20 protein-coding genes are annotated in these 26,638 nt (G+C 49.7%); 5 read left to right on the top strand and 15 right to left on the bottom strand.

The window, feature by feature from the left end:
- Nucleotides 1-52: 52 nt before the first annotated feature.
- Nucleotides 53-1,300 carry a coiled-coil domain-containing protein gene (locus tag Pan161_RS26975; RefSeq protein ID WP_145231845.1) on the top strand — a complete coding sequence of 416 codons (1,248 nt, stop codon included), beginning with the start codon at nucleotides 53-55 and terminating at the stop codon, nucleotides 1,298-1,300.
- A gap of 95 nt (nucleotides 1,301-1,395) precedes the next feature.
- On the opposite strand, the gene Pan161_RS26970 is transcribed toward Pan161_RS26975, so the two are convergent.
- The 7 genes from Pan161_RS26970 to Pan161_RS26940 form a co-directional block, all read right to left on the bottom strand.
- Nucleotides 1,396-3,675 carry a hypothetical protein gene (locus Pan161_RS26970; RefSeq protein ID WP_145231844.1) on the bottom strand — a complete coding sequence of 760 codons (2,280 nt, stop codon included), beginning with the start codon at nucleotides 3,673-3,675 and terminating at the stop codon, nucleotides 1,396-1,398.
- Nucleotides 3,676-3,836: 161 nt separating this feature from the next.
- The gene (locus tag Pan161_RS26965) at nucleotides 3,837-5,246 is read right to left on the bottom strand and encodes a sulfatase family protein (RefSeq protein ID WP_145231843.1); all 1,410 of its coding nucleotides are present in this window, start codon (nucleotides 5,244-5,246) and stop codon (nucleotides 3,837-3,839) included.
- Between the two features lie 37 nt (nucleotides 5,247-5,283).
- Complete coding sequence (locus Pan161_RS26960) at nucleotides 5,284-6,048, bottom strand: DUF480 domain-containing protein (RefSeq protein ID WP_145231842.1); 765 nt, start codon at nucleotides 6,046-6,048, stop codon at nucleotides 5,284-5,286.
- A gap of 46 nt (nucleotides 6,049-6,094) precedes the next feature.
- Complete coding sequence (locus tag Pan161_RS26955; protein ID WP_145231841.1) at nucleotides 6,095-6,979, bottom strand: M28 family peptidase; 885 nt, start codon at nucleotides 6,977-6,979, stop codon at nucleotides 6,095-6,097.
- An 83-nt stretch (nucleotides 6,980-7,062) separates the two neighbouring features.
- Nucleotides 7,063-7,599 carry a tetratricopeptide repeat protein gene (locus Pan161_RS26950; RefSeq protein ID WP_145231840.1) on the bottom strand — a complete coding sequence of 179 codons (537 nt, stop codon included), beginning with the start codon at nucleotides 7,597-7,599 and terminating at the stop codon, nucleotides 7,063-7,065.
- 142 nt (nucleotides 7,600-7,741) lie between these two features.
- Nucleotides 7,742-8,272 (bottom strand): rhodanese-like domain-containing protein, encoded by a 531-nt coding sequence (locus Pan161_RS26945; protein ID WP_197995557.1) that lies wholly within the window; start codon nucleotides 8,270-8,272, stop codon nucleotides 7,742-7,744.
- A 50-nt stretch (nucleotides 8,273-8,322) separates the two neighbouring features.
- Complete coding sequence (locus tag Pan161_RS26940; protein WP_145231839.1) at nucleotides 8,323-8,631, bottom strand: ArsR/SmtB family transcription factor; 309 nt, start codon at nucleotides 8,629-8,631, stop codon at nucleotides 8,323-8,325.
- A gap of 180 nt (nucleotides 8,632-8,811) precedes the next feature.
- Between Pan161_RS26940 and Pan161_RS26935 the strand changes: the two genes are divergently transcribed.
- Both Pan161_RS26935 and Pan161_RS26930 read left to right on the top strand, forming a co-directional pair.
- Nucleotides 8,812-9,729 (top strand): metallophosphoesterase family protein, encoded by a 918-nt coding sequence (locus tag Pan161_RS26935; RefSeq protein WP_145231838.1) that lies wholly within the window; start codon nucleotides 8,812-8,814, stop codon nucleotides 9,727-9,729.
- A gap of 117 nt (nucleotides 9,730-9,846) precedes the next feature.
- Complete coding sequence (locus Pan161_RS26930) at nucleotides 9,847-11,316, top strand: arylsulfatase (protein ID WP_145231837.1); 1,470 nt, start codon at nucleotides 9,847-9,849, stop codon at nucleotides 11,314-11,316.
- Between the two features lie 12 nt (nucleotides 11,317-11,328).
- On the opposite strand, the gene Pan161_RS26925 is transcribed toward Pan161_RS26930, so the two are convergent.
- The 5 genes from Pan161_RS26925 to Pan161_RS26905 form a co-directional block, all read right to left on the bottom strand.
- Nucleotides 11,329-12,543 (bottom strand): SGNH/GDSL hydrolase family protein, encoded by a 1,215-nt coding sequence (locus tag Pan161_RS26925; RefSeq protein ID WP_145231836.1) that lies wholly within the window; start codon nucleotides 12,541-12,543, stop codon nucleotides 11,329-11,331.
- 48 nt (nucleotides 12,544-12,591) lie between these two features.
- Nucleotides 12,592-14,187: a CehA/McbA family metallohydrolase domain-containing protein gene (locus Pan161_RS26920; RefSeq protein ID WP_145231835.1), complete on the bottom strand. Its 1,596-nt coding sequence runs from the start codon at nucleotides 14,185-14,187 to the stop codon at nucleotides 12,592-12,594.
- 92 nt (nucleotides 14,188-14,279) lie between these two features.
- Nucleotides 14,280-15,539 carry an outer membrane protein assembly factor BamB family protein gene (locus Pan161_RS26915; RefSeq protein WP_145231834.1) on the bottom strand — a complete coding sequence of 420 codons (1,260 nt, stop codon included), beginning with the start codon at nucleotides 15,537-15,539 and terminating at the stop codon, nucleotides 14,280-14,282.
- A gap of 121 nt (nucleotides 15,540-15,660) precedes the next feature.
- Nucleotides 15,661-17,139, bottom strand: a complete 1,479-nt coding sequence (locus tag Pan161_RS26910) for a sulfatase-like hydrolase/transferase (RefSeq protein ID WP_145231833.1) — start codon at nucleotides 17,137-17,139, stop codon at nucleotides 15,661-15,663.
- A 39-nt stretch (nucleotides 17,140-17,178) separates the two neighbouring features.
- The gene (locus tag Pan161_RS26905; protein WP_145231832.1) at nucleotides 17,179-18,480 is read right to left on the bottom strand and encodes a phenylacetate--CoA ligase family protein; all 1,302 of its coding nucleotides are present in this window, start codon (nucleotides 18,478-18,480) and stop codon (nucleotides 17,179-17,181) included.
- 309 nt (nucleotides 18,481-18,789) lie between these two features.
- On the opposite strand from Pan161_RS26905, the gene Pan161_RS26900 reads away from it, so the two are divergent.
- Nucleotides 18,790-19,362, top strand: coding sequence for a hypothetical protein (locus Pan161_RS26900; RefSeq protein ID WP_145231831.1), 573 nt, complete (start codon nucleotides 18,790-18,792; stop codon nucleotides 19,360-19,362).
- Between the two features lie 64 nt (nucleotides 19,363-19,426).
- Complete coding sequence (locus Pan161_RS26895; protein WP_145231830.1) at nucleotides 19,427-21,355, top strand: DEAD/DEAH box helicase; 1,929 nt, start codon at nucleotides 19,427-19,429, stop codon at nucleotides 21,353-21,355.
- 9 nt (nucleotides 21,356-21,364) lie between these two features.
- Here the strand turns inward: Pan161_RS26895 and Pan161_RS26890 are convergent, their stop codons facing one another.
- The 3 genes from Pan161_RS26890 to Pan161_RS26880 all read right to left on the bottom strand — a co-directional run bounded on the left by Pan161_RS26890 (nucleotide 21,365) and on the right by Pan161_RS26880 (nucleotide 26,419).
- Nucleotides 21,365-22,597, bottom strand: coding sequence for an alpha/beta hydrolase family protein (locus tag Pan161_RS26890; protein WP_232103515.1), 1,233 nt, complete (start codon nucleotides 22,595-22,597; stop codon nucleotides 21,365-21,367).
- 319 nt (nucleotides 22,598-22,916) lie between these two features.
- Complete coding sequence (locus Pan161_RS26885; RefSeq protein WP_197995556.1) at nucleotides 22,917-23,351, bottom strand: diacylglycerol kinase family protein; 435 nt, start codon at nucleotides 23,349-23,351, stop codon at nucleotides 22,917-22,919.
- 11 nt (nucleotides 23,352-23,362) lie between these two features.
- The gene (locus Pan161_RS26880; protein WP_145231827.1) at nucleotides 23,363-26,419 is read right to left on the bottom strand and encodes an LPS-assembly protein LptD; all 3,057 of its coding nucleotides are present in this window, start codon (nucleotides 26,417-26,419) and stop codon (nucleotides 23,363-23,365) included.
- Between the last annotated feature and the right edge of the window lie 219 nt (nucleotides 26,420-26,638).

Raw genomic sequence — 26,638 nt, 5'->3', positions numbered from 1 at the left:
GGATGTGCCTATTTTACGTCCATGTTTAATCATCACGCTGGGAGATAGAGCCTTGAGAAGTTCAGGGGAACGACAATATCGATTGGATACCAACGCCCGCATCTCGACTGTCCAGAATACCTGGACCTTTTTAGCAGTCGGTGTCGCGACAGGCCTGTTGGGTATGTATTTTATGGTCGCACGACCAATGTTGAGTCAGATCGGTCATCTGCAGACTGAACTGGTAGCAGTCCAACAGGATATGGATAAGCTGGTCGGTGCGAAAACCAGTGCCTGGCAGGTCAATAATCTGTTGACTGTGCTCAACTCTCAGGCGAAACAGTTGGCAGAAGCCAAGTCCGCCATCGGGGAAATCCGGGACTTGAGACTGCTTATTGATAAAGAGTCAAATCAGACCGAAAAAGCACTGGCTTCTTTCCAGAAGATCAATCAGTTCCAGAAGCAGGTCCTGGAACAGGCAGAGATCACGTCGCAGGCCCGCAGTACGCTCGATGAAATGCTGGCAATGCAGGATCAGTTGGCTTCACAGAATGCTCAGAATAAAGTGACCCATTCCACTTTAGAAGAGATGTTTAAGATCCAGAAGCTGGCTGTGGATCAGAGCAGCGGGATCAAAGATGCTCAAACTGCATTCCGTGAGTTCCAGCAGTTCAAACAGCAGATCGTCGATCAGTCGCAGCAGTTGGAAGTGGCTCGTGAAAACAGCCAGAAGATGATTGCCCTTCAGGACAGCCTGGTTGCCCAGACAGCACCACTGGCTGCTGCACAGAAAAGTGCACAGCAACTGGTTTCACTGCAGGAAACATTAACTGATGAGAAACTGAACGTGGCAATCGCTGGTGAGAATCTGCAGTCGCTGATGACGATTCAGACCAAACTTCTGGCCGAGACAGGGCGCGTGGTTGATGCTGTGGAAACGCTGGAAGTGCTCGGTGACCTGCAGGACCGGGTGAAAGAGCAGGTGGCTTCAATGCAGGGTATGCGACGTGAACTGCTGGACGTGATTTTGATGGAGAGCACTGTTGCCAAAGCAACCCGGATTCTCGAACCCCTGGCCCAGTTGGGGAATCTGAACCGGTTGAGTGATGCCGAAGTTCGGGAAGCGGCACGAGTCATCATGGATCAGCGTGACACCCGCATTGGGAAGCTACCTGCCCAGTTTCGTCGAATTCAACGCGAGCCGACTCCCTCGCGGACAACGAAACTGATTCTGGATGGTGAGCCCGTTTTTAATGAAGAATCTGACAGCGGCATTGTGGAAAAGAATCTGGTTCCCACACCGCCCGCTGAGGAAGAGTGAACAGTCTCCTGGCTGAAAGTGGCTTGAACAAAAAACAGGGCATGGATGATCCATGCCCTGTTTTTTCGTATCAGTTATCGCTAGTGAAAGAAAAATTATTTGTCTTTCTTCGCTTCCGGCTTCGCTTCCGGCTTCGCTTCCGGCTTTTCAGCCTTGACTGCTGGTTTAGGTGTGGTCGCTGGTTTAGGAGTTTCCGGTTTGGCTTCAGTTTTTGGCTTGGCTGATTTGAATTCAATCTTCCCGGAAACGGGAACAGAAGCGACCTGGAAGATATCTTTCGAAAGCTCGCCTTGCACAAATACGACAAATTCCAGATGGTCCAGTCCCAGTGGTGCGCCAGTGAAGTTGGCACCTGATTTTTCTTCAAAGGCAGAGAGATAATCTGTGATTCGACCTTTGAAATCATTCAGAGAAATTGTCTTATCCAATGTCAATTTCCCATCAACAGCCGGAAAACCGTTCGGTTCCCTCAGCATGGAACGGACAATCATGTCATGCACGTTAATCCCATTGGGGGCTTCAAATGACAACTCTTCTTCCGCGAGGACTGCTACCAGACGAAGTGGCTCTTTTATATCCTTGGTACCGGTGGCGTTTGCTTTCAGTACCAGATTTCCATCTTTAGCTACTGCCGATAATTCGATTTTGACATCGGTGTTTTCTGAGAGTGCTGGAATCAAAGCCTCAAGAAGTTGATTGTAGGATGATTCTACCTGTTCGACACCACCGGCAACTCCTGGAACCACCTGCCCGTTCAGATTCGTCGAAGGGGTTCCACCGTGATTGTACAGGATGAACCGGGCTTCTGAATCAGTATTAGTCAGGGGGTCGGGCCTGGGAATGTGCTGGTGGTACCGTAGAACGATTACCTTGGAATGAGGGAATGATGATTCAATCACCCCTGTCGCGAGATCGGCAGCGACACAGGGAGGGCAGGACGCTCCCGTGAACAGCTCAATCAGAGAGACACGGTTTCCCTTTTTCAAATCAACTTCTTTTGCTTCCTTGGAAACGAAACTGTCCAGGTAACGCCGGAAGGATTTTGTGAGATATTCATCCAGTCCCTCTGTTGAACCATGTTTCTTTTTCCAGAGGTTTGTCAAAGTATCACGCGGATTTTCAAATTTGACGAGATCCGGCTGCTGTCGCGAAGCTGCAATCAACTGTCGCTCCTGGAATGAGAGAGGTGAAGCAGCCAGATATCCCAGGTGGTCGATCGCTTTATCAATACTGCCATGGGTCTTTTCATAGCTGACCAGTTCTGTGAGCAGTTCACGATCATGAGGGTGCTTTTTGATTTCTTCCTGCAGAATTTTGCCTGCCGCCTTAATCTGCTCGGGATTATTGGATTTGAGCCCTACTCGTGCTCTGGCCAGAGCCATTTCCTGATCCCAGCCTTTCAGTGGGGCCACGCCTTCTTTAATGGCTTTTTGTGCCTGGTCCAGATATTGGGTAGCAATACTTGCGTCAGTTTCACTGCGTGCCAGCATTGAGCCTGAGCTGACCATGGCATTGACCTGGAGTCGTCTGCCCCAGATACCGGCAGTTTCAATATAACGATTGACAATTTCTTCCACGGTTTTGGCATCTTTTTTCTTACTGAGTGAATATGCGATCAGACTAGTGAAAGCATCCAAAGCCGCGGGAACGGTTTGCATCTTTTCGTTTTTTGTGAATTCGTTCAAACTCTTGAAAGGATCATCTGACTGCATCGCTTTCGTGAATTCCAGAAACCCGGGAGCTTGAAGCTTATCCGGAACGCTTGAAAAATCTTTATCGGGTGTGGGCAACAACAGTGCTGGCACACAGTTTTCACCATTAAATGAAATGTTCCCCAGGATGGCGGCTTTATTGAGAGTACCTTCAAAGCTCAAACGGATGACCTCTTCACCTTCGTTAATCAGACTTTCCTCAAATTCAACCGTTTCAGCGGTTGCTTTGGAAGACAGTATCTTAGCCGGTAAAACTTCCGCACCTCTTGAAAGCAGGGTGACTGCTTCAGTACCTGCTTTCGTTTTATCATCTGTTTTGTTATCGGTTTTTTTCTCTGGAGCAGCAGACTCGCTGGGGGGGGTGATTTTGAAAAGATAGAGTGGCATCAGTTGCTGCTGCCGAGGCAGCATAAGCACCCAGTTTCCTTTGACCGTTTTCGGTAATTCAAAAGGCTTGGGACCTTCTTTTTCTGCTTTCTCATCTCCTGCTTCTTTCGATGCCATTTCGGATGTTTTGGCGTCAGCTGGGGGAGACTCCACATCGGAAGTCGAAGCGTCGGACGAAGAGGATTTGGAGTCAGTTGCTGAATCTGAGGCGTTCTGACAGCCCGCAGAAATCATGAGCAGACACAGCAGCAGGCTAATGCGAGAAATAGAAAACATATTGTTCCTCAAAGGGTTAAGTACGGGTGATCTCAAAAATGGAATTCGTATTCTGGTTTTATACGAATTCCATACAAATGTTGATGGATATTAAATAAAAATCACTAATCTTCTGAAAATAGAGAAGGGGACAGCTGTTTCCTGCTTTATGACTTAACTTGTTATTCATAAGCAGGTTCAAGAATTGGATCCTGAATCGATTTCTGCCAGTCGATCAGCTGGTTCTCTAACAGGTCAGCAGTCTCTTGCCAGTTTTTTCTGGTGCGGCGATGCAGGAGATTCGTTTTCTCTCCGGGGTCCGATTCCAGATCGTATAACTCATCCATGTTTTTGGCACGATAGTGTTTCACGTACTTCAATTGGGGAGTCCTGATCATCCTGAGATAGGCTAGTCCATTGTTATGCAAATCATATTGACCGAACAGTACTTTTCTGATGGGAACGGGTTGGCCGAACAGTAAAGGGGAATAGTCGATTCCATGCAGCTTCAGATTCGCCGGCTGTGGAATTTTCAACGCACCTAAAACGAACTTGAACATGTCAATATTCGATACCATTTCGTCGAATTGGGTCCCCGGCTTGATCACGGCGGGCCAGCGCATGACCAGTGGCACCTGGATGGAAGTGTCCCACATGTTAGGTCGCTTGGGACCGGTCACTCCGCCTGCAATCCAGTGCCCATTTCCTTTGGTACTGACTCCGTGGCGACCATTGTTATAACCATGGTCACTGGTGAAGATGACCAGTGTATTCTCTGCGAGTTGCAACTGATCGAGTACCTCCAGCAGCCGACCGATATTCCGATCGACCGAAGAAACACTGGCATAATATTCTTTGTTTTTCTGCCGAATCTGTTCTAGTATGGCTCCCTCAGTGATGGGCACATCAATCTCCATCCCCTCGTAATGTGCTGAATCCTGTTTGGGAACCGGGCCATAGGGGGTATGCGGGGCTCTGAAATGCAGGCAGAGGGCAAATGGTTTGTCTTTAGATTTGCGGATAAAATCGATCGCATCATCCACCAGCAGATCGGGCAGGGAGCCTTTCCGTTTCTCCGTTTTTCCATTCAATTCCAGCGTGGGATCCATGGGGCGCGTGCCTCCTGCAAGAAATCCCATGAAATGTCCAAACCCCTTTTCATGCGGATGAAACTGTTTCTGTTCTCCCAGATGCCATTTACCGATCAAGGCGGTCTGGTATCCATGTTGCTCTAAAACTTCCGGCCAGGTCATCGCTGTGAGACCGGTTCCGTTTTGAGCTTCCTCAGGAGAAATCCAGTCCGTAATTTTCAACTCCGTTGGGAATCTGCCGGAGAGAAAAGTCGCCCGACTGGGAGAGCAGACAGGGGTAGCTACGAATGCATTAGTAAAGACCGCGCCCTGTTTTCCAATCTGGTCCATGTGTGGAGTATGGATCTGCTGGTTCCCATACAGTCCCATGGCCCAGCGACCCTGATCGTCGGTCACAATTGAAATCAGATTAGGTCGGTCGGCAGCCTGGGTTAGTGAGAGGTCAGACAAGGTAATTAAGATCAGCAACAGATATGAGGCTACATAAAATGGCTTGATCATGGCGACTCGATTTGAGATGGCATTATCTTTTCAGTGATTAACTACCCAGTTCCTGTTTCAGTTCAATCAGTTGCTGTTTTAACTCATCCAGCGATTGGGTGAGAGTATCTATCTCCCGTCTCAGAGTCTGATTATCATGCTGTAGCTGTTCAATGACCGCAGAAAATCCAGAGAGATCAGGTGCAGCGGTTTTGGTAGCAGTTGAGGGGGATGAATCCTTCTCCATCGCGGCAGGTTCCTCTTCTGCAGAAGCATCAAATCCCAGTGTCTTGCCTTCACGCTCCTGGTACCAGTTATGATCGACTTCAATTCCACGACGTTCGATGCTTCCATTAGATTGTACATACTTCTGATCCAGAAGTCCTTTAAATTCGGTGCGTAACTCATCCAGTGTTTCGATGGGTACCATGCGGCTGGCGCGGCTACGTAATTCTCCCATGGTCTGTCGGCCACGCAGCCAGAGCTCAGTCAGGATCGCCAGTTGGGGTTCTGTGAATTCAAACCGGCGACGCATGTAGTGGCGATAACGTTCCGTGCGACCACTGTCTGAATGAACTACCGCCACGAGTCCCATTTCCCGCAATGAATCCAGCGTTTCATAAACCTGAGATTCGCTGTAGTTTGAAACGGGGTCCCGATTGCTCTTCTGATTACAGCCTGTGGTGACTGCTTTCAAGGTAAGCGGATACTGATCTGGTGTGGTAAATGCTTTCTCCAACAACACGCCAATGACACGTCGTTGCTGTCGGGACAGTTCTGTAACATGGAGAAGCTCTTTTTCTTCCTGAGTAGTGTCATTCATATTCGATCAATTATTCCCTGTTGCGCTGAAAGGTAAGTCAAAGAAATCAATAGCCGTTTGCCAGGATCCATTTTGTCGATTCCAGGCAGCCTTGTGAAACTTTTCCCAGAAATTCAAAGTCGAGTGTATCAACCGTATCAGTCGGCTGGTGGTAGTGGGGGTTCCGTAGAAAGCTGGTGTCGGTAATCATCAACGCCGGATAGCCAGCGTCCCAGAACGGGCTATGATCGCTCAAGCGGGTGGCCTGCAGCATTTCACCGTTTTGCGGAACCTGCAGGACTTCTACCGGCAGCTCTGGAACAGTTTGCATTCCATTTTGAAATGCGGCTATCAGGCTGGTCGAGTTCTGATTACCGACAACGGCAATGAAATCACCGGTATCCGGATACAGGCCCACCAGTTCATGTGGCAGCGTCTGGCTACCGGGAGTGTGATCGCAGTATCCCAGCATTTCCAGTGAGACCATGCCCCAGAGATCAGTTTGTTGCTGTGAACGAAATTGTGCATGCTCGGCACCTCCCAGCATCCCGTTTTCTTCCAGATCAAAGGCGACCAGCTCGATACTCCACTGATTTTCAGAACTTGAAGCACCGGGAAGCAACCGTGCCATTTCCAGCAAGGCAGCGACAGCACTTGTATTGTCATCGGCTCCGGGTGATTCAGGGCGGGTATCGAGGTGAGCACCGACACAGAACAATGGTTTGTCGGGTATCGTCAGATCGGGATGTCGGGCGATCAGATTCTGGCCTGACCACTGAGTCAACAGGGAATCCTGAGCTTGAAACGGGTGCCGCACCACCTGCCAGCCTGCTGATTCCAGTTCCCCGATGACATACAGACGGGCTGTCTCCAGTGCTTCACTTTCTGCAGGACGGATCACTTTACACAGTTCATCGCAGTGTTGTTTCAGGCGGCGGGTGTCAATATCCATATTGATGACTTTCGATTCCCTTAGCGACCAGGGGAAGCAAAACGGATCTTACTGACCGGTTTACTCTGGTGGTCGAAATCATGCTACGTATTCTGAGACGATTTATCCTCAGCAGATTCTACTACGAACTGGAAGTCTTTGTCACTCCGCAGAGAATCGAAGTCTGGTTCCTCATGGATTAATTTTATTAATCCAGATTCCATCCGCAGTGAACGTCCCAGCCAGGAAAGTGCTTTTGTCTTATCTCCTGCCAGGGCGAAATAGCAGGAAAGGTTATACAGCACGATGGGTTCGTCAGCATGATGTTGATATGCTTCTTCCATGATTGAGATTGCGGCTGACAACTGGTCGGTCCGTTTAAAGCACCAGGCCATACCCATCAGGGTTGTCAGGTTTTCTGAATCTTTATCATAAGCATGCTGATAGGCGTCTAAAGCTTCCTGGTAGTGGGTCGCCAGTTGCTGGGCCTGCCCCAGCAGTCGATAGTATTTTTCTGAATCTCGATCCGATAGGGTAATGCGGGATAACTCTCGCAGAGCCTGTTCTGGCATCTCAAGCATCAGAAAACCTTCCGCGGCATCGAGGTACCGTTTGGGGCGGGAAGCAGGCAGAAATACCATAGGAAAAACCTGAAAATAAAAGAAAAAACCTCTGCCTGTATCTTACCGGAACAGGCAGAGGTTTTTCTATTGCATCTATGGTGATATTTTCTGAGTTCTATAAATTCATCGAATGCTTATCTCACGTCGGTGCTTTCGGTCATCATGTACGGTTCCAGGGCATTTTTGCCAGAATCATGGCCATTCCACACGTGTCGGTAATTCCAGCGAACATCAGACCTGCGCCAACGAACGCTGAGAGTCCGCTGAACCAGGGGTTCACAAACATACCTAACACTGCTCCTGTCAGCACCAGGAACCCGGCGGCAATACGTACCTGTCGTTCCAGTGAGATCGTCTTTTTACCCCGGTTCACAGGCAGACCTTCGGCTTCCCAGGCTTTAGTGCCTCCTTCAACACTGACGACATTATCGAAACCGGCATCGATCAGTTTCTGGCAGCCTTTGGAAGAGCGGTTTCCGCTCTGGCAGATCAGATACACTGGATCTGCCCCATTTCCATTGACCAGACCTTTGATTTGTTCCGCAGTCAATTGGTCCAGTGGAATATTAACGGCGATGGGGGCATGGACTTCACGGAATTCGGCTGGCGTACGGACATCGACCAGATGAACTTCTTTGTCCTGCTGTGTTTTTGCCAGGGCGTCTGGTTTAATTGTTTTGATTTCTGCCATTTTAATGCCTCGTTATGTCGCAATTTTACGATATGATGTTTCAAAAAAACTCAACTTTGAAAAAATCGGCCTTCGATACAGTCCATAATCTTGTTCAGATGAGGTTCTGCAATCTGGTAATAGACGTTTCTGCCTTCGCGTTCGCTGACGAAAAAACCGCAACGCTGCATCAGTCGTAAATGTTCTGATGCGACGTTACTGGGAATCCCGCAATCTTCAGCAAGTTCTCCAACTGTATAACGGCCGCGCAGCAATAATTGCACGATGCGGATTCGGGCGGGGTGCGCCAAAACCTTCAGGCACTCGGCAGCCTGTTCTAACGCAGTTCCATTATATTCGGGTGTTTCTTTCAGTTTCATAATTCATTGACCTCATATATATAATATCGTGATGTTACGACATGTCAATGAGGGTTTTTTCATTTTCATAGAAAACAGAGAGAGTTGAAATTCAGCGACTGGATATTGTATCTTCATAAATATCTGTCACAATAAAGACTTATGTCGATAACTCACATGTCGTATCTAAGAGGTCGCAATATGAAACAGGAGTCTCAGTCCCCGGTCGAATCCCTGACAAGACGTGCGTTCCTGAAAAATGGTGCACTGATCCTGTCGGGCCTGACTCTTTCACCCTGGAGTCGTACGGCGTTGGGAGACCTCGATACAACCAAACGCGGCGCGGTACGAATCGGGCTGGTCACGGACCTGCATTATGCAGACAAGCCTCCTGTCGGCTCGCGTTATTATCGTGAGACGCTGACCAAGTTAAAGGAAGCCGCCACGCAGTTTGACAGTGATCGCCCCGATTTTGTTGTCTTTCAAGGTGACCTGATCGATTCCGGAAAATCACTGGAGCAGGAAAAAACACATTTGCAGACGGTGGTCAATGCGATTTCGGCGATACCTTTCCCGAAATATTATGTTTTGGGAAATCATTGCGTCGATCAGTTGAAAAAAGCCGAGTTTCTGCAGGGAGTCGGGCAGAAAAAATCGTTCTACTCTTTCGACCAGAACGGATTTCATTTTGTCGTTCTGGACTCCTGTTTCAAAAGTGATGGCACTCCATACGGTCGGAAGAACTTCACGTGGACCGATGCAAATATCCCGCCAGAAGAACTGGCCTGGCTGCAGGCTGATCTGAAGCAAACTGCGTATCCTGCGATTGTTTTCGCCCATCAACCTCTTGATCTGAAAGATACGGATTCCCACGCCGTTAAAAATTCTTCAGAAGTTCGTAAGGTTCTGGAACAGTCAGGTAAAGTCACTGCGGTCTTTCAGGGGCACAGTCATCGCAATAAATATTCAGAAATCAAAGGTATCCATTACTGCACCATGGTCGCCATGGTGGAAGGCTCAGGCCTGGACAATAATGGTTACAGTACGCTGGATGTTTATGAAGATGGTTCACTGATACTGAATGGCTTTCGTAAACAGAAGGATTACCGCTGGTCCTGAAAAACCAGTGGGATATCGTTCCGTAGTACCGGATAATGTTGCGATCTCCGGTCCGGTCTGTATAAGATGGAGTCTGGATTTCACACCACACTTGATCGATCCATCCAGGAGCCAGCGATGCGCCGCTTTGCCAGACATTTCTTCGTTTCTATTTTCTGTCTCAGTTTTTTGAGCGTAATCACTGAAAGTGACGCGGCTGCGTTTCAGCGGGAACCGAATGTTATTTTCATTATCGCGGATGACCTGGGTTACAACGAGTTAGGGTGTTATGGTCAGAAGTGGATCAAAACCCCAAACATCGATCAGATTGCCGAAGAGGGCATTCGCTTTACGCAGTTCTATTCTGGAAACGCGGTCTGTGCCCCCTCCCGATGTAACCTGCTGACAGGCAAACATCCCGGTCATGCTCATGTACGGAATAACGGTAAGCCCGAATATGTACAGAATATGAAAGAGGAACAGGGCTGGAGTTTTCCCGGCCAGCATCCGATTCCCGATGCGGAAGTCACGATCGCCGAAATGCTCAAGCAGAATGACTATGCAACCGGCGCGATGGGCAAGTGGGGGCTGGGGCATTTTGGAACCACCGGTGATCCGAATAAACAGGGGTTCGATCTGTTTTACGGTTTTAACTGCCAGGTGCACGCGCACAATCACTACCCTGTTTTTTTATGGCGGAATCATACTAAAGAAACTCTGCCTGGAAATGATCGAACGTTATACGGCGAGACTCACTCGCAGGATCAATTTGTAGAGAATGGACTGGCCTTCATTCGCGAACATCAGAAGGACCCTTTCTTTCTGTATCTGCCGTTCGCGATACCCCATCTGGCTATCCAGTCACCGGAAAAGTATGTTGCAGAATACCGGGGTAAAATCCCTGAAGAAGACTACAAGCATAAGGGCTATATCAAACATCCGCATCCCCGGGCCGGCTATGCAGCTATGATTACGCAGATGGATGACGGGGTGGGACAGATCATGTCTCTGTTAAAAGAACTCAAGCTGGATGACAACACAGTAGTCTTCTTCACATCAGATAACGGTCCGACTTACAATCGGCTGGGAGGCTCGGATTCGGAATTCTTCCAGTCAGCAGGACCTTGGCGCGGGTTTAAAGGCAGCCTGTACGAAGGTGGGATTCGCGTGCCTCTGATCGCGCGCTGGCCTGGGCATTTTCCAGCGGGACAGGTCACCGATCATCTGTCAGCATTCTGGGATGTCATGCCAACCATCGCAGACCTGACGGGAACGAAAGCACCTGCAGACATTGATGGCATCAGCTTCGTACCGACGCTGGAGGGGCACCCTGATCAGCAAAAACAGCATGAATACCTGTATTGGGAATTCCCCGCCTACACCGGGCAGCAGGCGGTGCATATGGGTGACTGGAAAGGCATTCGTCAGAATCTGCTCAAGAAAAAGCCTCAAATGAAGATTGAACTTTACAACCTCAAAGCAGATCCCGGCGAACAGCATGACGTTGCAGATCAACATCCGGAAGTGGTGGCCCGTATCAAAACGATTATGAAAACGGGGCGCACACCTTCCAAAATGTTTCCCTTTCCGGCGTTGGATCAGCAGTAACTTAACAGGGGATTACTTCGCGTCCTCTTGTTTCGAAACTTCCTTGATCCAGCAGAACAGACTATTGCCAATCTGGTGATAGCCATTTGCTGCCGGGTGAACGGCGTTATTCTGGCGTACTGTCTCTTCTGTGGTTTGCGCATTCCAGGGAACTTTGACTGCAGGGTAATTGTGGACACAATCCAGATTGATATGTGTTGGTACCAGGAAAATCTGCTGATCTGTTTTGTCACCAAAATGTTTTGCCATTCGCTCAACAACATAGTGTTGGTTTCTCTTGTACTGCCAGCGTGTCTGACCGCGACCTTTGGTTGTGCCAAAGGCATCCTGTGTCGCCGCAGGGGGGACGGGTAGCATTAGACCAATTTTGGTTTTCGGGCTGAAGTCGTGTATCATCTTTACCAGAATATCGAGGTGATTTACCATTGTATCGGTACGCTCACCAATGGTTTCATCGGTGGCTGAATAAACGTCATTCGGCCCGAGGAAGATTGTGACCAGATCCGGGGCATTTCCATCATTGAATTCTTTACAGTAGCGGGGAAAATCGAGTTTGGGTTTTCCGTCTTCTCCTGCATACAGAAACGGACTGCCTCGTTCGCGGTAATTTCCCTGGCGGGCATTCTCTTTAAAGTGAGTTGCAAAACGGACAGCGGTCCAGCCACCATAACCTTCATGCTGAACTCCTTCATCCTTATTCGGATTGTGGGAACCAATCAGTTTCAAATTGGGACCCTGAAAGTTCTGACTGAGCTGGCGGACATGACGGGGATAGATTGAGTTATGTGTCAGACTGTCGCCAATCATCAGCAAGCTGACCGGCTTGTCTTTGCCAGCGGCAGTGGGGACCACGCGTAATCTTGAGTCCTGGCTGGCGATAATCTCATTATTCTGGTCAATGACGTTCAACGTGAATTTATAGTCGCCAATCTCTTTCTCATCAGGAGTGTAAGTCCAGCGCTCCTGCTGCAGGTGACCTCGGTTGCAATGCACATCGAAAACATAATTTGCAGGATTGATTGTCAGCGAAACGTTATCGAAATAGACACTGGTTTCTATTCCAGGAACTGCGTAAATGATAGGAGGCAAAACCAACCGGAGCGGGTCTTTCGCTTCCGTATTAGTTTCCGGTTCCGTCTCAGGTTTTGCTTCGCCGGCGGAGGTAAAGTGGAGTGGAGTTAACAAAACGAATGCTATCAGCATTCTGAATGTAAGTCGTGTTTTCATCTCAGGTCCATCAAAAGTAGTGAAGCAGGGGAATGGTTTCGAATTAAGTTATCCAACCCAGATAGGACTGGACCAGGCGAGCTGGCCGTTATGTTGAGTGACGCGTACGTAGTACCAGTCGGTGGAACTGGTGTCTCTCTGCTGATCATTCCAGCGGATTTTTGCTGAATATTCACTCTGCCCGACCAGCCGATGCAGAATATAACTTTCACTGGTAAACACGCCTGTAAATTCAACTACGTTGTCATCGATCAGATCTCCCAGGCGGGCGCTGATCGTTTTCTCATAAGGTTTGCGAATTTGTAACGTGAGGACTGAGTCAGAATTTCCTTCAATTTCGCAGACGACCGCTTTGGTGGGATCTTCACCGTAGCATTTGACGCGCGTTGTATTGGAATCCAGTTTCAGTTCCTGCGGAGAGATGACGGTCAGTTTGTCACGCAGCTTTTCGCTGAAGGGTGCCGACTGAAAGCAGGGGATGGCACGGGTGAATCGTCCCTGCTCCAGTTTAATGTTCATATCCCACAAACAGGTACGGCCCATTGCCAGGTCGGCCCACGGACCCCAGCCATATTGCAGACGGCACTTGACTTTGCCAGGCAGAATCGGTTTGTCTTCGAGATGGTCTTCCGGGAAGTATCGCTGAATGACCTGTCCATTGCGGATCAGTTCGACCATGGAAATCGCGTCTTCTCCCTGCACGCGAACGTCAATCTGCCGGTCAGATGTTGCTGGCACATCACTTCCCATGGGCTGACCATTCAGAGAAACTTCCAGAGCAATTCGGTCTCCCGTCGCCGCATAGGTGCGACGGGCACGAATGGCTTCCATCAATGATGGGGAAGAGAGGTCTTTCGCCCAGACTCCCACAACTCCTTCTCCATAGGCGCCCGGATATCCCAGATGATCGTCTGTGGAAGCGACAAAGCCGAAACGCATGCCTTTTTGCAGTTGAGGTACAATCATATTCGCAGCAGAACGCCCGCCGATACTGTGACGGATCATCGGGTAAGGAGAGCGATCCGTTTCCGTACAGCCATGTTCCGAAAAGACTTCGACCACAGGAGACGCTGCTGCGCGGTAGTGTTTGAAGTTCGCTCCGCGCCAACCCTGTTTGTATCCCACATGATGAGGGATCGCCAGTGCCTGTTGACTCTCCGCGAAGTCCAGAAGTTTTTCCACATGATTGGGGAGGAACAGCTCCGGCTGGTCTTCAGGAAAGATCATGCAGTAATCGCCGAACTGGCTGGAATGCCATTCGTAACCCAGAAAGGCGACGAACTGGTCTGAGTTAGCATCCTGCATCAGACGCCGCGTTTTCGCCCAGTGATTCGAATGGACTTCAAAGCCATTCACCCATTTCATATGACGGTCACCGGGCATTTTCGGCATATCATGCCATGATGCATGACCGGTGAATGCAAAGAAATCCAAGTGCTCTTTAGCCAGTTCGATAGAACGTTCCAGAGAGCCTTTCGCATAGCCGACCGCATTATGGTTATGCAGATCACCCCAGAACAACTGGAGACGATGATCGGACTCACTTCCCTGCAGTTCTGAATCGACACGGATACCCGAGAGTACGGTTGCCGCCACAGATTCGCCCAGAAAAGTTCGCCGATTGACTTTTTGAGAATCGTTCATGATTTTCTTAGCTTCATTTAGTCAAGGGCAGGCTCGAAAAAGAGGGACAGGAGAAATGCCTGTCCCTCATGACGACGAATGATCCTGGCCGACTATTTTTTACCGATGCAGTAAATTTTGTCGGTCATCTTCAAGTAGATTTTTCCATCAGAAAAGATGGGAGTAGCCAGCACGAATCCTTCCAGCGGATTTTCAGAAACCAGTTTGAACTGATCTCCCTGATCGAGCACAAATGTTGTGCCATCTTCGCGGGTCACATAGATGTGTCCATCAGCGAGGATCGGAGAGGCGCTGAATTTATTTCGGTTGCGGGGAAGTCGATCCCCCCAGATCTTTTTGCCGGTTTTGACGTCTAAGCAAAGGACATCTCCTTTATCCGAACAGATATAAAAGCGGCCGTTGACAGCAGCGGGAGTCGGGACGTCTGAGAACTCTCCTTTTTCTTCGTTGGTCCAGGCAACATGAGATTTAGTCACATCGCCACTGCCCCCCAGTTTGATTCCGGTCAAGGAACCGCCCCGGGCATAAGGGGCAATCAGATAGCCATCGCTGACGACAGGTGAAGAGATCGAGCGGTAGTTTTTGAACTGACCCGGGTTCAAACCACCCACCTGCCAGATCTGTTTTCCGGTCTGAGCATCATGGGCAGTGACATGGTCGGCTCCCAGGACGTAAATAACTTCTTTGCCATCCTGTTTGACGACAACGGGTGTTGTGTAACTCTGATTCGCTTCTTCCGGTGCATCCAGATTACGGGTCTGTTTCCAGGCTTCTTTTCCCGTCGCTTTATCGAAAGCCACGATGTAAGAGTTGTCGCTCTGAATACAGGCGATAACCACCAGGTTGTCAGTCAGAACCGGGGACGTTCCCAAGTCCCACCCGAGGGTGTCTTCGCCATAAATATTCTGCAGGTTTTTCTGCCAGACGATTTTTCCTTCCCGGTTCAGGCAGGCGAGGTCACCACTTTTAAAATAAGCGAAAACAAACTGGTCATCGGCGGCAGGGGACGGGCTGCTGCCACTCCCTTTCCTGTGTTTGCCAGCGCGTTCAGTGCCGAAATCAGTTGACCATTTTTTCTTTCCCGAATTCTTGTCCAGGCAGAGGACTTCGTTTCTTCCTTCCATTGTGGTGGTAAGAAAGAGATCGTCCCCCCAGATCACGGGAGTCGAACCACTGTTACCCGGCAAATCGACTTCCCAGAGTATATTTTTGGAACTGTCCCAGGACACGGGATAACCGGAACCTTCTGCGACGCCGTTGGAAGAGGGGCCACGCCAGCCTGGCCAGTTACCGGCAAGAGTCGTCGAGGCGATGAACAGGGATAGAGTAAGGGTTGCCAGTAAAGCTTTCATTATAATTACCTCAGACAGTGTGAATCTTTTTGTGAACCGATTTAGGCAAGCAATTCAAATTTAGGGTTGGACTCTACTACATGGTGAGAAAACCGATTATAGCACGGGGAGAAAACAGATTTCATTCAGAATCGAAGTATTTTTTCACGATCCAGTCAGGTTGGTGCTGGTCGGGTTTCCGTTTTCGTCCCGTCAGATCGATGGCTTCCGGTTTGGGATACTTAGATGTGAGCGATTGTTTATCGTCTGTTTTTTTCTGCCAGCGCTTCAACTCTACCAGCATTTTTGCGATGCGCTCTTTCTGATCCGGATGTTCGGACAGATCCTGAAGTTCGTGCGGATCCTCTTTGAGATCAAACAGTTGGGTCTTATTAATCTGAGGATACCGAATCAGTTTCCAACGCTCATCGCGAACAGCTCGCATCAGATCTTCGTAAGTGGTAAACAGTGAGTCACGAACTCGATCTGTTTTTCCACGCCAGAGAAGAGCCAGGTCGGAACCTTCCACACCTGATGGAACCTGGATCTGAGTCAAATCGCAGACCGTCGGGAAAATGTCATACAGGTAAACCAGGGCATCGCTGGATTGGTTTTCAGGAATTCCGGGCCCTTTAAAAATCAACGGTGCTTTCATGCTGTGCTCATACAGGTTCTGTTTTCCCAGTAAACCGTGACTTCCCAATGCCAGACCATGATCAGATGAGAAAATGACAATCGTATTCTTCTCGAGTTTTCTCTCTTTCAATGTTTGCAGGATGCGGCCGATCTGTGCGTCCATGTGGGTGATCATGCCGTAATATTCCGCGAGCTGTTCACGTACGATTTCCGGTTGTCGTGGCCAGCCGGTTAGTGATTCATCCCGGCCGGTTAACCAGCCATTGTTAAAGGGATGCTGCGGCATGAAGTTTTTGGGGAGCGGAGGCTGGCTGTTTTCATAAGCCTTCATCGCAGATTCCGGCGGCATTCGCGGATCATGCGGCGCCGTGAATGCCACGTAGGCATAAAAGGGTTTCTCTGCAGGCTGCTGCTTTAAAAAATCGACGGCGGCATCGACAAAGAGTTCGCTCGAAAACTTCTTACCCGTTCGCTTGTTTTCAAACTTGCCCTCTTTCAGGTCGACCACAGGTACTTCCAGATGATTCGACATGCCACCCATGAAAGCCGCGGTTCCTGTCGTAAAGCTTTTCTGAAATGAATCTCGGTGATTGTGCCATTTACCAGTGCCAAAGGTTTCGTATCCCGCCTGCTTCAATAACTGGGGTAGTGTGATGACCCCTTTCAGATCCATGGGAACATGGTACAGCGAGCGACCACTGTTCAACATGGCGCGACTCGGCTGGCAGACGGCACCGTGAATTGATCCCATGCAGAACGCATTACGAAAACTGAATCCCGATTTTACCAGCTGATCCAGATTCGGAGTCTGAATGTGGGGGTTGTCATAGGCCGAGACAGCGTCAGCCCTTTGATCATCACTGAAGAGAAACAGGATATTGGGACGTGCGGCTTTTTCTGTAGCGTGCGAAGTACGACAGAGTGATATGAAATAGCAGGAAAAGATCAGAAATAGGATCAATGGAGTTCGCAGGTGAGCTTTCATGGTTTATTCCTGTATTAGATGAGCTTCGCAAAAGTAGTATCAGTCTATTTTGAAGAAGCGTCGGCCTTTGAGTTCGAAACGGGGTAAGGCACCGGGGGCGACGGTGATCACTTCCGCGTTGAAGTTCAGTCGATCCTTGATCGCGTGGCTGACATCTCGAATCAAGAGATGTGGCTCCGTTGCAGCCGCATCAGTCGGCTCCAGTTCGATTTTCATATGCTGCATCGCACGAATGGTGCGGACTTCGATCCGGTACTCGGCAATTCGATCGAATGTACGCAGAATCGCTTCCAGGCTGGACGGAAAAACATTGTTGCCGCGAATGATTACCATGTCATCCGCGCGTCCAAGAATGCCTCCCTTCAAACGCAGCAAATTACGTCCGGAAGGGCAGGGGGAAGTATCTTCCGAGACCAGATCTCCCGTGCGGTAACGAATTAAAGGAGAGCCGATCCGCCCCAAATTGGTGATAATCAATTCTCCCTGTTCTCCCGGTGTCACTGGTTCCAGTGTCTCTGAATTGACGATTTCAGCGATACATTCCGTTTCAAGAATATTCAGGCTGCCCGGACTTTCCAGCGGTTCAATTCCCAGTGCCCCGATTTCCGTCATGCCCCAGTGATCGAAGACCCGTGCTCCCCAGGCCTGACCGATGCGGAGTTTGGTCGCTTCAATGTTTCCGCCCGGTTCGCCGGCAACGACCAGCGCCCGCACTCGGCTGGCGGCGAGATTGATGTTCTCTGCCTCTGCTACTTCCGCCAGTCGTAATGCATAAGTGGGCGTACAACAGACGGCAGTAATACGATTGTCCAGAATCATTTGCAGTCGGGCTTCGCTGCCTGTACCTCCGCCAGCCAGACAGAAATTGCCTCGACGTGTTGCACCTTCAAAGGCAGCCCAGAATCCAACGAAAGGGCCGAACGAAAAAGGGAAGAACAGTCGGTCTTCCGGGTACAGACCGACCATACGATAGATCTGTGCCCAGCATTCGCCAAACCAGTCCCAACTGGCTTTCGTATCCAGCCAGCGCATGGGTGAACCGGTGGTTCCCGATGTCTGATGCATGCGTGTGTAATTTTCGACGGGATAAGTCAGATTTGTACCGTAAGGCGCGTGGGCCAGATGATCTTCTACCAGTTCCGATTTGGTGGTGACCGGCATTTTCTGCAGGTCAGAGAGACTCTGAATTGAATTGACATCGACGCCTGCTGTTTCCCATTTCTTTTGCCAGAACACATTGGTTGCAGAGACTTCTTTCAGAAGGTGTTGCAGGCGTTGCAGTTGGCGTGCCTGGAGATCCTTCTGATTCAGGTTTTCCGGCTCGGTTTCTGGTACATTCATGTTCGTATTAGCTCAGTTGTCTGGGGGGATCAATAGTGGAGATTCAGGGTTCTCCCTTATTCTGTCGCAACTTGAATGAATTTCCAACCTAAAGAGCAATCCACGGTAGAAAATATCTGCTGGAATTCAAACGTTCCCCATTCTGGAACCATTTGTTATTTAAAGGGTTATTGAAGTGAAACTATCTAACACGACCATTACAACAAGCACTCAAGTCAGAAATTATGAAGGACGATGATATCGATACAGTAGGCTGTCCTGATTATCGAAAGAGATACGGTTCAGGTGAGAATCAGGATCGTCTGATCATTGACGACAACAGAAGAAATGACATCAGGAGACGAGGACTTTATGGGGACGGATGGCGGTAGTAAAGAGTTGAAACTGGGATTCCTGACTACGATTGAATGTCCCGATGGCTCATTGATCGGCGGCTTGCTGGTCACAAATCACTTTGGCAGGCCGCTGGAATTTCAATGCACAACTCCTGTCAAAGCAAATAGAACTCAGGAAGTATTGTATGGTCCGACCCTGCTTCCCTTTCTACTGGGAGAGGTGATCGGTCAAACTCTGGTTGAAAAAATGAATGTCAAACCGAACCTGATTCTGATCGAACAGGAACTGGCGATTGAACTGCAGAATCATATTTCCATACCGGTGGCGATTCTGACTGATGTCGAGCAGATCGTTGAAGAAAATTCCGCCTTCATCAGCGAGCAGATCGGGAAGAACCGGTTACGGTTTGATGCGGGACACCAGACCGGAAAATCGGCCATTGAGAGTACCAGCCGAAATATACCGACGGATGCCGATCTGGGCGAACCATTTGAGCGAGTGCGTGAAGCCTTAAGCGAAGCAGTGAAAATGGGATCATCCCGTTAAACCGCCGTTCAAACTATGGTATTGAAACAAGCTGATCAGACTTTCTTCTCCAACAGGTCAATACGTGGATTTTTCAGAGCCAGACATTCAGAGTCAACAACAGATAGAACCGTCAACCGGTCATTCCGGTGGGCCTCATTTTCTTCCTCCCGTTGAGAATTCTGCGCAGGCAGTCATCACAGACGCAGATCGCTGGCAGATTAAACAACAGGTCAGCAGTGAATCGACTTCTCTGGCTATGACGGCCGCGGTTTTTGCTTCAGGGATGAATGGTGCGCTCACCCGCAAATTCAATCTCGAAACGACGACACTGGCATTACTTGAGAAAGCAGGACTGCAACCCAAGTGGAAACCGACCAGGCCGCGCGTCAAAACATTTGGGATGACCTTTCCTGACGGATTGGAATTCATGCCTCCCAAACAGGAGAAAGAAAGCGAAGGGGAACTGAGTCAGATTGAAGGCCCCAAAGCCGCCAGCAAGGAACCGGGTGAACGCAAAAAAAGCACGCGGCTCAAACCGCCTGCGAATGCACTTTCGCTGGAAGATCGCCTGTTTTATCTGCTTCAACCTCCGCTGCAGTCGTGGCTGGCCGGTCAGGAACTGATCATGCCTTTCGAGCCATTCCCCTATCAGTACGAGGGAATCGCCTGGCTGTTCTCGCAGAAGTCGGCTTTACTGGCGGATGAAATGGGACTGGGGAAAACGATGCAGACCATCACCGGCGTGCGACTGCTTTTGCGTAGCGGGCAGGTGCGCCGAATCCTGCTGGTCTGTCCCAAACCCCTGATCCCCAACTGGCAGCGTGAATTTAAATTCTGGGCAGAAGAATTACCGGTGACCGTAGTGCAGGGCGATACGGCGCGGCGACGCATGATCTGGGAAATGCCGAATACGCCCATCCTGATCGCCAATTATGAGTCGATGTCCCGCGACTTTGAAACGATGGGAGAAGAGAATATTCCTCGCTTTGATCTGGTCGTTCTCGATGAAGCGCAACGCATTAAAAACCGCGAATCCCGCACAGCAGAAGCCGCCCGTTCTATTCCCCGTAAACGGAGCTGGGCACTCACGGGAACACCGATCGAAAACCGGCACGAGGAAATGTCGTCGTTATTTGAATGGATGGAAATCGTTCCGCCCCGAGCCACTCCGGATTTGCGGCAGTTACAGGTACTCTCCAAAGAATTTATTTTGCGTCGCACCAAAGATCTGGTGATGACCGATCTGCCTCCGCGGCTGGACCGTCCCGCGTACCTGGACCTTAATCCGGCGCAACAACATGCCTACGATACGGCTGAAAAAGATGGTGTGATCCAGCTGAATGAGATGGGAGATTCCATCACCGTACAACATGTATTTGAGCTGGTTTTACGACTCAAACAGATCACCAACTTCGATCCGGTGACCGGGGACAGTTGTAAGCTGGACCGCCTGGAAGCCGACATGGAAGAAATTGCTGCCAGCGGTGGCAAAGCCATTTTATTCAGCCAGTGGACGAAACCCCTGGACTTTATGGCGAAACGTTTAGAGCGGTTTGGGACACTCGTTTATCATGGCGGGATTCCCACAAAGCAGCGCGAGCCGATCCTGGATCAGTTCAAGCATGATCCGGATTCACACCTGCTGTTGATGAGTTATGGTACCGGGGCCGTCGGTTTGAATCTGCAGTTTGCTGGTTACGTCTTCCTGTTTGATCGCTGGTGGAATCCGGCGATTGAGGATCAGGCTATCAACCGGGCACATCGTATTGGACAGAAAACACAGGTCATCGTAACTAAATTCGTCTGTAATAATACGATTGAAGAACGGATCGACATGGTCCTTGAACAGAAACGTGAACTCTTCCGTTCCATTCTGGGAGACGGCGATACCACTTGTGAATCGCGGAGTCTGACCGCTTCCGAAATATTCGGGCTGTTTGACCTCAAACAGAAAAAGGGGGACGTGACGAAAAAAATCGCCCCCCAGGTTCCCGGGAAATCCGCCGCCTGATTGAACCTGCTATTGCTTTGAGACCAGCGGACTGGATGTCATGGCGTCTGACTCATCAGTGACATTGATGAACCAGATTTTCGTATCAGCGGGAAGAGCAGGGCCTGTGATCCTGGTTCCATCCACTTCCAGGGGAATGGATTGCCATTTTCGTTCATGGTTCGGTCCGGCATCAGTTGTGTAGTTGAGTACTGCGGTTTTTATTTTAACAGGCTTAGCCAGTTCCGCTGTGACTTTTCCCTCTTTGATGGCGGGGTTTTGAACTACTGGCAGCGGAGTTTGTTTTTTCAGATACTGATCGACAAATCGAGCGATTTCAACAGGCTTCCAGCCTGCCGGATGGCTGTGTCCCATTTTGACTTGAATGCGAATATTCCGCGGCGTGGATTCCGGTACGGCTTCATAACTATTCTGATAGGCACTCAGCCAGTAAGCAAAGTCATTTGTGCCATTCACAAACAGGATCGGCATTTGAACGGCTTGCAGATATTGGCCCGGATCATAGAGCTGCATCCAGCGCTGGCTGTCTGCGGGGGGTAATTTATTGATGGATGATTCAAAAACAGAATGGTCATTCAGAAAACCACAACCGTAAACGGGAACAGCAGCATCGAAGCGGTTATCAAGTCCGGCGACGATGCAGGTCAGATAACCACCCCAGGAAATCCCCGTGACAGCGGTGTGATCTTTGTCGACTCCCGGGAAAGAGCGGATCAGAGAATGTGCCAGAATAGCATTTGCAGGGGCATGGTAACACCAGTGTTCCGACTGGTCATCTTTTACCGCTTCGAATTTCTCTTTATAAGACTGATCAGGGCCCCCCGCTTCAAGTCGGTTTCGATGCTTGCGATCATGCGGATTTTTTCCATCTACAGGTTGAGAACCTGCCAGGTCCATGGAAATGGCGGCATACCCTTTCTGGGCCCATAACTCGGCCCACTCCCGAAAGGCCGTTCCACCCCCGCCATGAATCAATACAATGCCGGGATACTTCTTATCTTTGGGTTCTTCAGGATTGAGTGTCGCCGGGGATGCATAAAAGGCAAACACCTTAGTCGGTTTGCCACGATATTCCAGTCCCTGATACGTCAATGATCTGACCGGTGATTTCTCATCGATCCAATCGAATTCAGGTGCTATGCTGAGTGCCTTCAAATCCCAGGGCGTTGTTTTCGGAAGACGGGGATCAGGTTGAATGACATCGCCCGCGGCCATCAATCCAGTGACTGGGAGAGCAGTCATCAGGAGTATCATGAGAACTTTGAAGTTGTGAGCAATCTGCATGGCCGTACCTGTCGTTAATCAAATGATGGAAGGGAAGGTGTACCATGATTATTAAAGACAGAAACGGCAGACGCAAGCGTAGAACTGTTTTGAATGCTTTTCCCTGACTGAGAAAAGTTGCTGCATCAGATTAATCGACACGGTTCTTCTGACGGGGATACCGGTTGCATGCGAATAGTTTCAGGAACCGGGTGCATCTTTTGAATTAGAATCGCTTCTTTCAGGTATTTACTGAATTCTAAGGTCGCTGTAGCTGCTCCAGGAACCTGAGCACAGTCTAAAACAACAGGCGATACAGGGCCGATCCAAAAACGATGGCGATTGTAATAATCGAACCGATGATGCTGACACCGACCGCTGCCGTACCCGCTTTGAATGTGTTTTGAGACTCTGCAGGCAGATGTTTGCCGAGGATGCTCCAGATCGATTTCAAAACCTGATTGAACATCTGGGCGCAGAGCACGCTTGTCATAGACAGAATCAGAATGGCCCAGTGCGTCGCAGATAAACCCAATAAAGTCGCAGCAGCGATGACGGCACTGCCAGCAAAAAAGTGGATAAAGAAGGTGCTGTCCAGCCTGATGCCAAATTTGATACCACTTTCAACATCAATCAGACGCTGTCTCCATTCGGGACGTAATTTTTCTGATTCCGCTGCGGCGGTCGATTGCCGTTGAAAAGGTTCAGCTTGAGTATTCTGTGATTTGATCACGATCCCAATTCCTATTGTGTAGCAGTGTTACCTAGTATTGAAGATAAATCAGAAGGTCCGCCACCAAAATTTCCAAATCGTGGCATGATTGTCAAACCAATACCAGCGTTTCCTGTGCTCTGGTTATAAGACATGCCCAGACTCGTGATAAAATCGGCACCAGTCCGGGTGAGGGATAAGATCTGTCCGCGATTGACATTTTCACCCAGGTCATAAGCAGTACTGACACCCGCGCTCCATTTCTGGCTCATTACATAATTGAGTCCGGCTGATAAAATCTGGCTATCCAGATCGGCACCACCTTTTATCTGCTGCAACGCTACATTGACGGACAGTCTATTGGTGCGCTGGCTGGTAAGCGACACGTCCCAGAGTTGTTGTCCCCCGTCAAAGACATCGTAGTAGGCATTGGCTGCCATCGTGGTTCGATCTCCGAGGAACCATTTATAATGTCCACCCAGCAGGCCGAAGTCTTCGCCAAAGTTGTCTCGATCTGCATCCGGGAAATAAGATGCTTCCAGGTCCAAAGTCATCCAGTCTTTGGTCCGCAACTGATCCGGTGGACCCGTTTTGGTCTGCAGTCGATGCCGCCACGCCATCCGAAGTACCTGTTGATCATCAACCAGTTCGTAATAAGGGTCTGTGACCCCACGGCCGGCTCCTGTACGAACGGCATAAAATCGTGGGTCAAACTGAGGTGGCAGAACTCCACCAAAGGTGTTGATTACCAGTCGCTCACGGAACATTTCCTGAGCGTTGTCATCAAATTCATTGTATTGGGCGATCCCGGACAGATTTTCGCTGGCATCGCTGTAAGAGTAATCTGCTTCCAGCACCATCTTATGGGCCAGGCCATTCAAATTGAAATAAGGACTGTAGACATCCGGGAAAATACGCTCTGCCATAATACTGCCGCGCAGGCCGGCAGAACCGTAGAGGCGGTCGATCTGCTGCTGTTGCAGGCCTTGTTCCCAGTAAGCTGCTTCACCCATCACATACGGTGTCAGAATAACAGGCCCTAGATTGAATGGCGCTTCCAACTGATTACGGGTCATCGCCACCAGCCCCTGTGAATCGGCAATGAAGGGCAGGGGAGTAAAGACATCCTGTTGGGGATTGTATGGCGCAGAACCCGGTTTCAGTTTTCCATAACCCACAGAGGAATGCGAAGTCCAGTTCACCAGGTTTCCAAACAGCGGTTCACCCAGCAGGAACAGATCTGCTTTGGGCAGCCAGTCTGTCGTGTTTTCGTATCCATTCAGCTTGGTTCTGCCAATGACCGACCAGGACCAGTTGTCCTGCTGTTGCTTGAGATGCAACAGTGTTTCCACATCTTTACGGTTATTGAAATCAGATTGAAAATATTCCTGTTGAAAGTTTCGATCAGAAAACAGACCGGCTTCGCTGGTCAGCGTCATGCCAAAGGGAGAAGTCTGTCGGTGCTGATGATTCAGGAAAAAACGATCTTTGGTAGACGGAACAAGATCGCGACGGTCCAGACCCAGGTTGTCTGTGCCACTGTCATGAATGTAAAAGGCTTCTGCATTTCCACTGAAGATATTGTCAAAGCCAAACAGGTTGTCTCCCTGGTAATTGCCAGACTGCCCAATCCCGACTCCCCGATACGAATAGTAGTCAACCTGACCTTCCCATTTTGTACCCGCTGGTCGTTCCAGACCCAGCAATTTGAACATATCCCATTCCGTTTCAACCTGGAAACCGAAGATGCGGTCGTTTCCAAATCGCAAACCGGTGATCGGAAAATAAATATCTTCCACCGGGCTGGTGACATAAGGCAGATAGAACAGTGGTACGTTGCCGATCTCGAAGGTGTTGTTGGAACTCGTCATCCACGCGCGTTTGTTAGGCAGTGGCTGACCTGTAATCGGGTCAAGTTCTTGGGCTCCCGATCCCAGCCAGGGAGTCGTATAACGGTCTTCGATAAAGACGTCTGAAGATTGCATTTTGTATCCCGGTTTTCCGAATTGGCTGCCGGTAGCCCATGCATTCTGTGCCAGATAAGCGCCTTTCGAGAGCATACGAATCTGGCTGGCTCGGACCCTGACATCTTCATCCAGTTCAGGCAGATGGGTTTTCAGTTCCGCGTCCAGCATGACGGCCCGTTCTTCCCGGGCATCGTAAAAGGCACGGTTCGCTTTGAGGAAGTAGGTGCCCTGACGAATTTCTATGTTTCCTTCGAGATAGATTTCAAAGGGTAATTCTTTGGACTGTCTGATTTCGGAGTTGAAGTTCTGAGTATTGCGTCCGTCCGTCCAGATAATGATCCGGTCGGCGGACATGTCAATCATTTCCTGATCCTCCACACCATCGATCAGTAGGTTCACTCCGCCGGTGATGACCCAGATCTGTTCCGGTGGGACGGTGTGAGTCGAAGGAAAACCCTGGACGTTGTAGGGGACTGCGCTGCGGGGAAAGAGTTGAATTCTGCGAAAATCGGTTATCGTTTCCTGCGCGGGAATCGGGCTTAATTCAGGACCTTCCAGAGGTGGCTTCTCGACAATAAACTGGGCGCGTTTCAGTTGATGATCGTGAGGAATTCCTCGTCGTTCGATCGCGCGATTCAAAACAGGATCATCGGGAGCAGTTGTAGTTTGAGTGGGACGTCTGAAGTTCCGGTTCAGACCGTTCTGCGTGACCAGATTGACCAGCAGGCTGTTTTCTGTTTTGGATTCTCCGGGCAGATCGACGCGAACTTCGCCTTCCATGTAAACCGAGATACGATCGGCCTGACGCGTTTTTCGATGCCAGATCACCATCTGCCTCGATTGCAGAGTGGCATCACCCTGCTTGATACGACAGTTCCCTTTCAGGATCGAGACGCTGACAAAATCTTCTTCCCATTGTTGCGAATACTCCGCAGTGATTGCGATCGGCTCTTTTTCCGAAGGCTCGTATTCCGGTTCTTCATAGGATGCTTTGGGGGCGCCGAAGAAACTGGTTTGAGCAGGCGCAATCGTCACCGGTCCGCCAAGCAATGTTAAGAAAACAATTACCTGCCAGATGCGATGCGAAACATACCGGGTAACGGAATTGATCTCGCCCGACACGGGCACTCCTGAAGTGATAACCGGGTAGGTCAATCTTCTGTTGAAGGGAAATGGTAGGGAAAGGAACACGCTCTGGTACTGACGCTTCAGTAGACAGAGTGTAACGAATTGAGGTCAGTTGACTTAACTCCGTCCACTGGACCGGGATAAATGGGCGCGGATTATAGGTCGATTTCTGAAAGAGTGTCAATAACAATCGCTGCCACGGAACAACTCAAT

Origin of the sequence: Gimesia algae (assembly GCF_007746795.1) — a bacterium.
GTDB classification, from domain to species: domain Bacteria; phylum Planctomycetota; class Planctomycetia; order Planctomycetales; family Planctomycetaceae; genus Gimesia; species Gimesia algae.
The sequence above is the reverse complement of the archived record's forward strand: the minus strand, read 5'-3'. Positions and strand labels throughout refer to the sequence as shown.

Excerpts from the sequence above, each read along its gene's own strand:
- Pan161_RS26925 (WP_145231836.1), bottom strand. The coding sequence starts at position 12,543 with ATGAAAACACGACTTACATTCAGAATGCTGATAGCATTCGTTTTGTTA.
- Pan161_RS26910 (WP_145231833.1), bottom strand. The coding sequence starts at position 17,139 with ATGAAAGCTCACCTGCGAACTCCATTGATCCTATTTCTGATCTTTTCC.
- Pan161_RS26915 (WP_145231834.1), bottom strand. The coding sequence starts at position 15,539 with ATGAAAGCTTTACTGGCAACCCTTACTCTATCCCTGTTCATCGCCTCG.
- Pan161_RS26960 (WP_145231842.1), bottom strand. The coding sequence starts at position 6,048 with ATGAATGACACTACTCAGGAAGAAAAAGAGCTTCTCCATGTTACAGAA.
- Pan161_RS26930 (WP_145231837.1), top strand. The coding sequence starts at position 9,847 with ATGCGCCGCTTTGCCAGACATTTCTTCGTTTCTATTTTCTGTCTCAGT.
- Pan161_RS26945 (WP_197995557.1), bottom strand. The coding sequence starts at position 8,272 with ATGGCAGAAATCAAAACAATTAAACCAGACGCCCTGGCAAAAACACAG.
- Pan161_RS26955 (WP_145231841.1), bottom strand. The coding sequence starts at position 6,979 with ATGGATATTGACACCCGCCGCCTGAAACAACACTGCGATGAACTGTGT.
- Pan161_RS26905 (WP_145231832.1), bottom strand. The coding sequence starts at position 18,480 with ATGAATGTACCAGAAACCGAGCCGGAAAACCTGAATCAGAAGGATCTC.
- Pan161_RS26890 (WP_232103515.1), bottom strand. The coding sequence starts at position 22,597 with ATGACTGCTCTCCCAGTCACTGGATTGATGGCCGCGGGCGATGTCATT.
- Pan161_RS26950 (WP_145231840.1), bottom strand. The coding sequence starts at position 7,599 with ATGGTATTTCTGCCTGCTTCCCGCCCCAAACGGTACCTCGATGCCGCG.
- Pan161_RS26920 (WP_145231835.1), bottom strand. The coding sequence starts at position 14,187 with ATGAACGATTCTCAAAAAGTCAATCGGCGAACTTTTCTGGGCGAATCT.
- Pan161_RS26965 (WP_145231843.1), bottom strand. The coding sequence starts at position 5,246 with ATGATCAAGCCATTTTATGTAGCCTCATATCTGTTGCTGATCTTAATT.
- Pan161_RS26970 (WP_145231844.1), bottom strand. The coding sequence starts at position 3,675 with ATGTTTTCTATTTCTCGCATTAGCCTGCTGCTGTGTCTGCTCATGATT.
- Pan161_RS26935 (WP_145231838.1), top strand. The coding sequence starts at position 8,812 with ATGAAACAGGAGTCTCAGTCCCCGGTCGAATCCCTGACAAGACGTGCG.
- Pan161_RS26940 (WP_145231839.1), bottom strand. The coding sequence starts at position 8,631 with ATGAAACTGAAAGAAACACCCGAATATAATGGAACTGCGTTAGAACAG.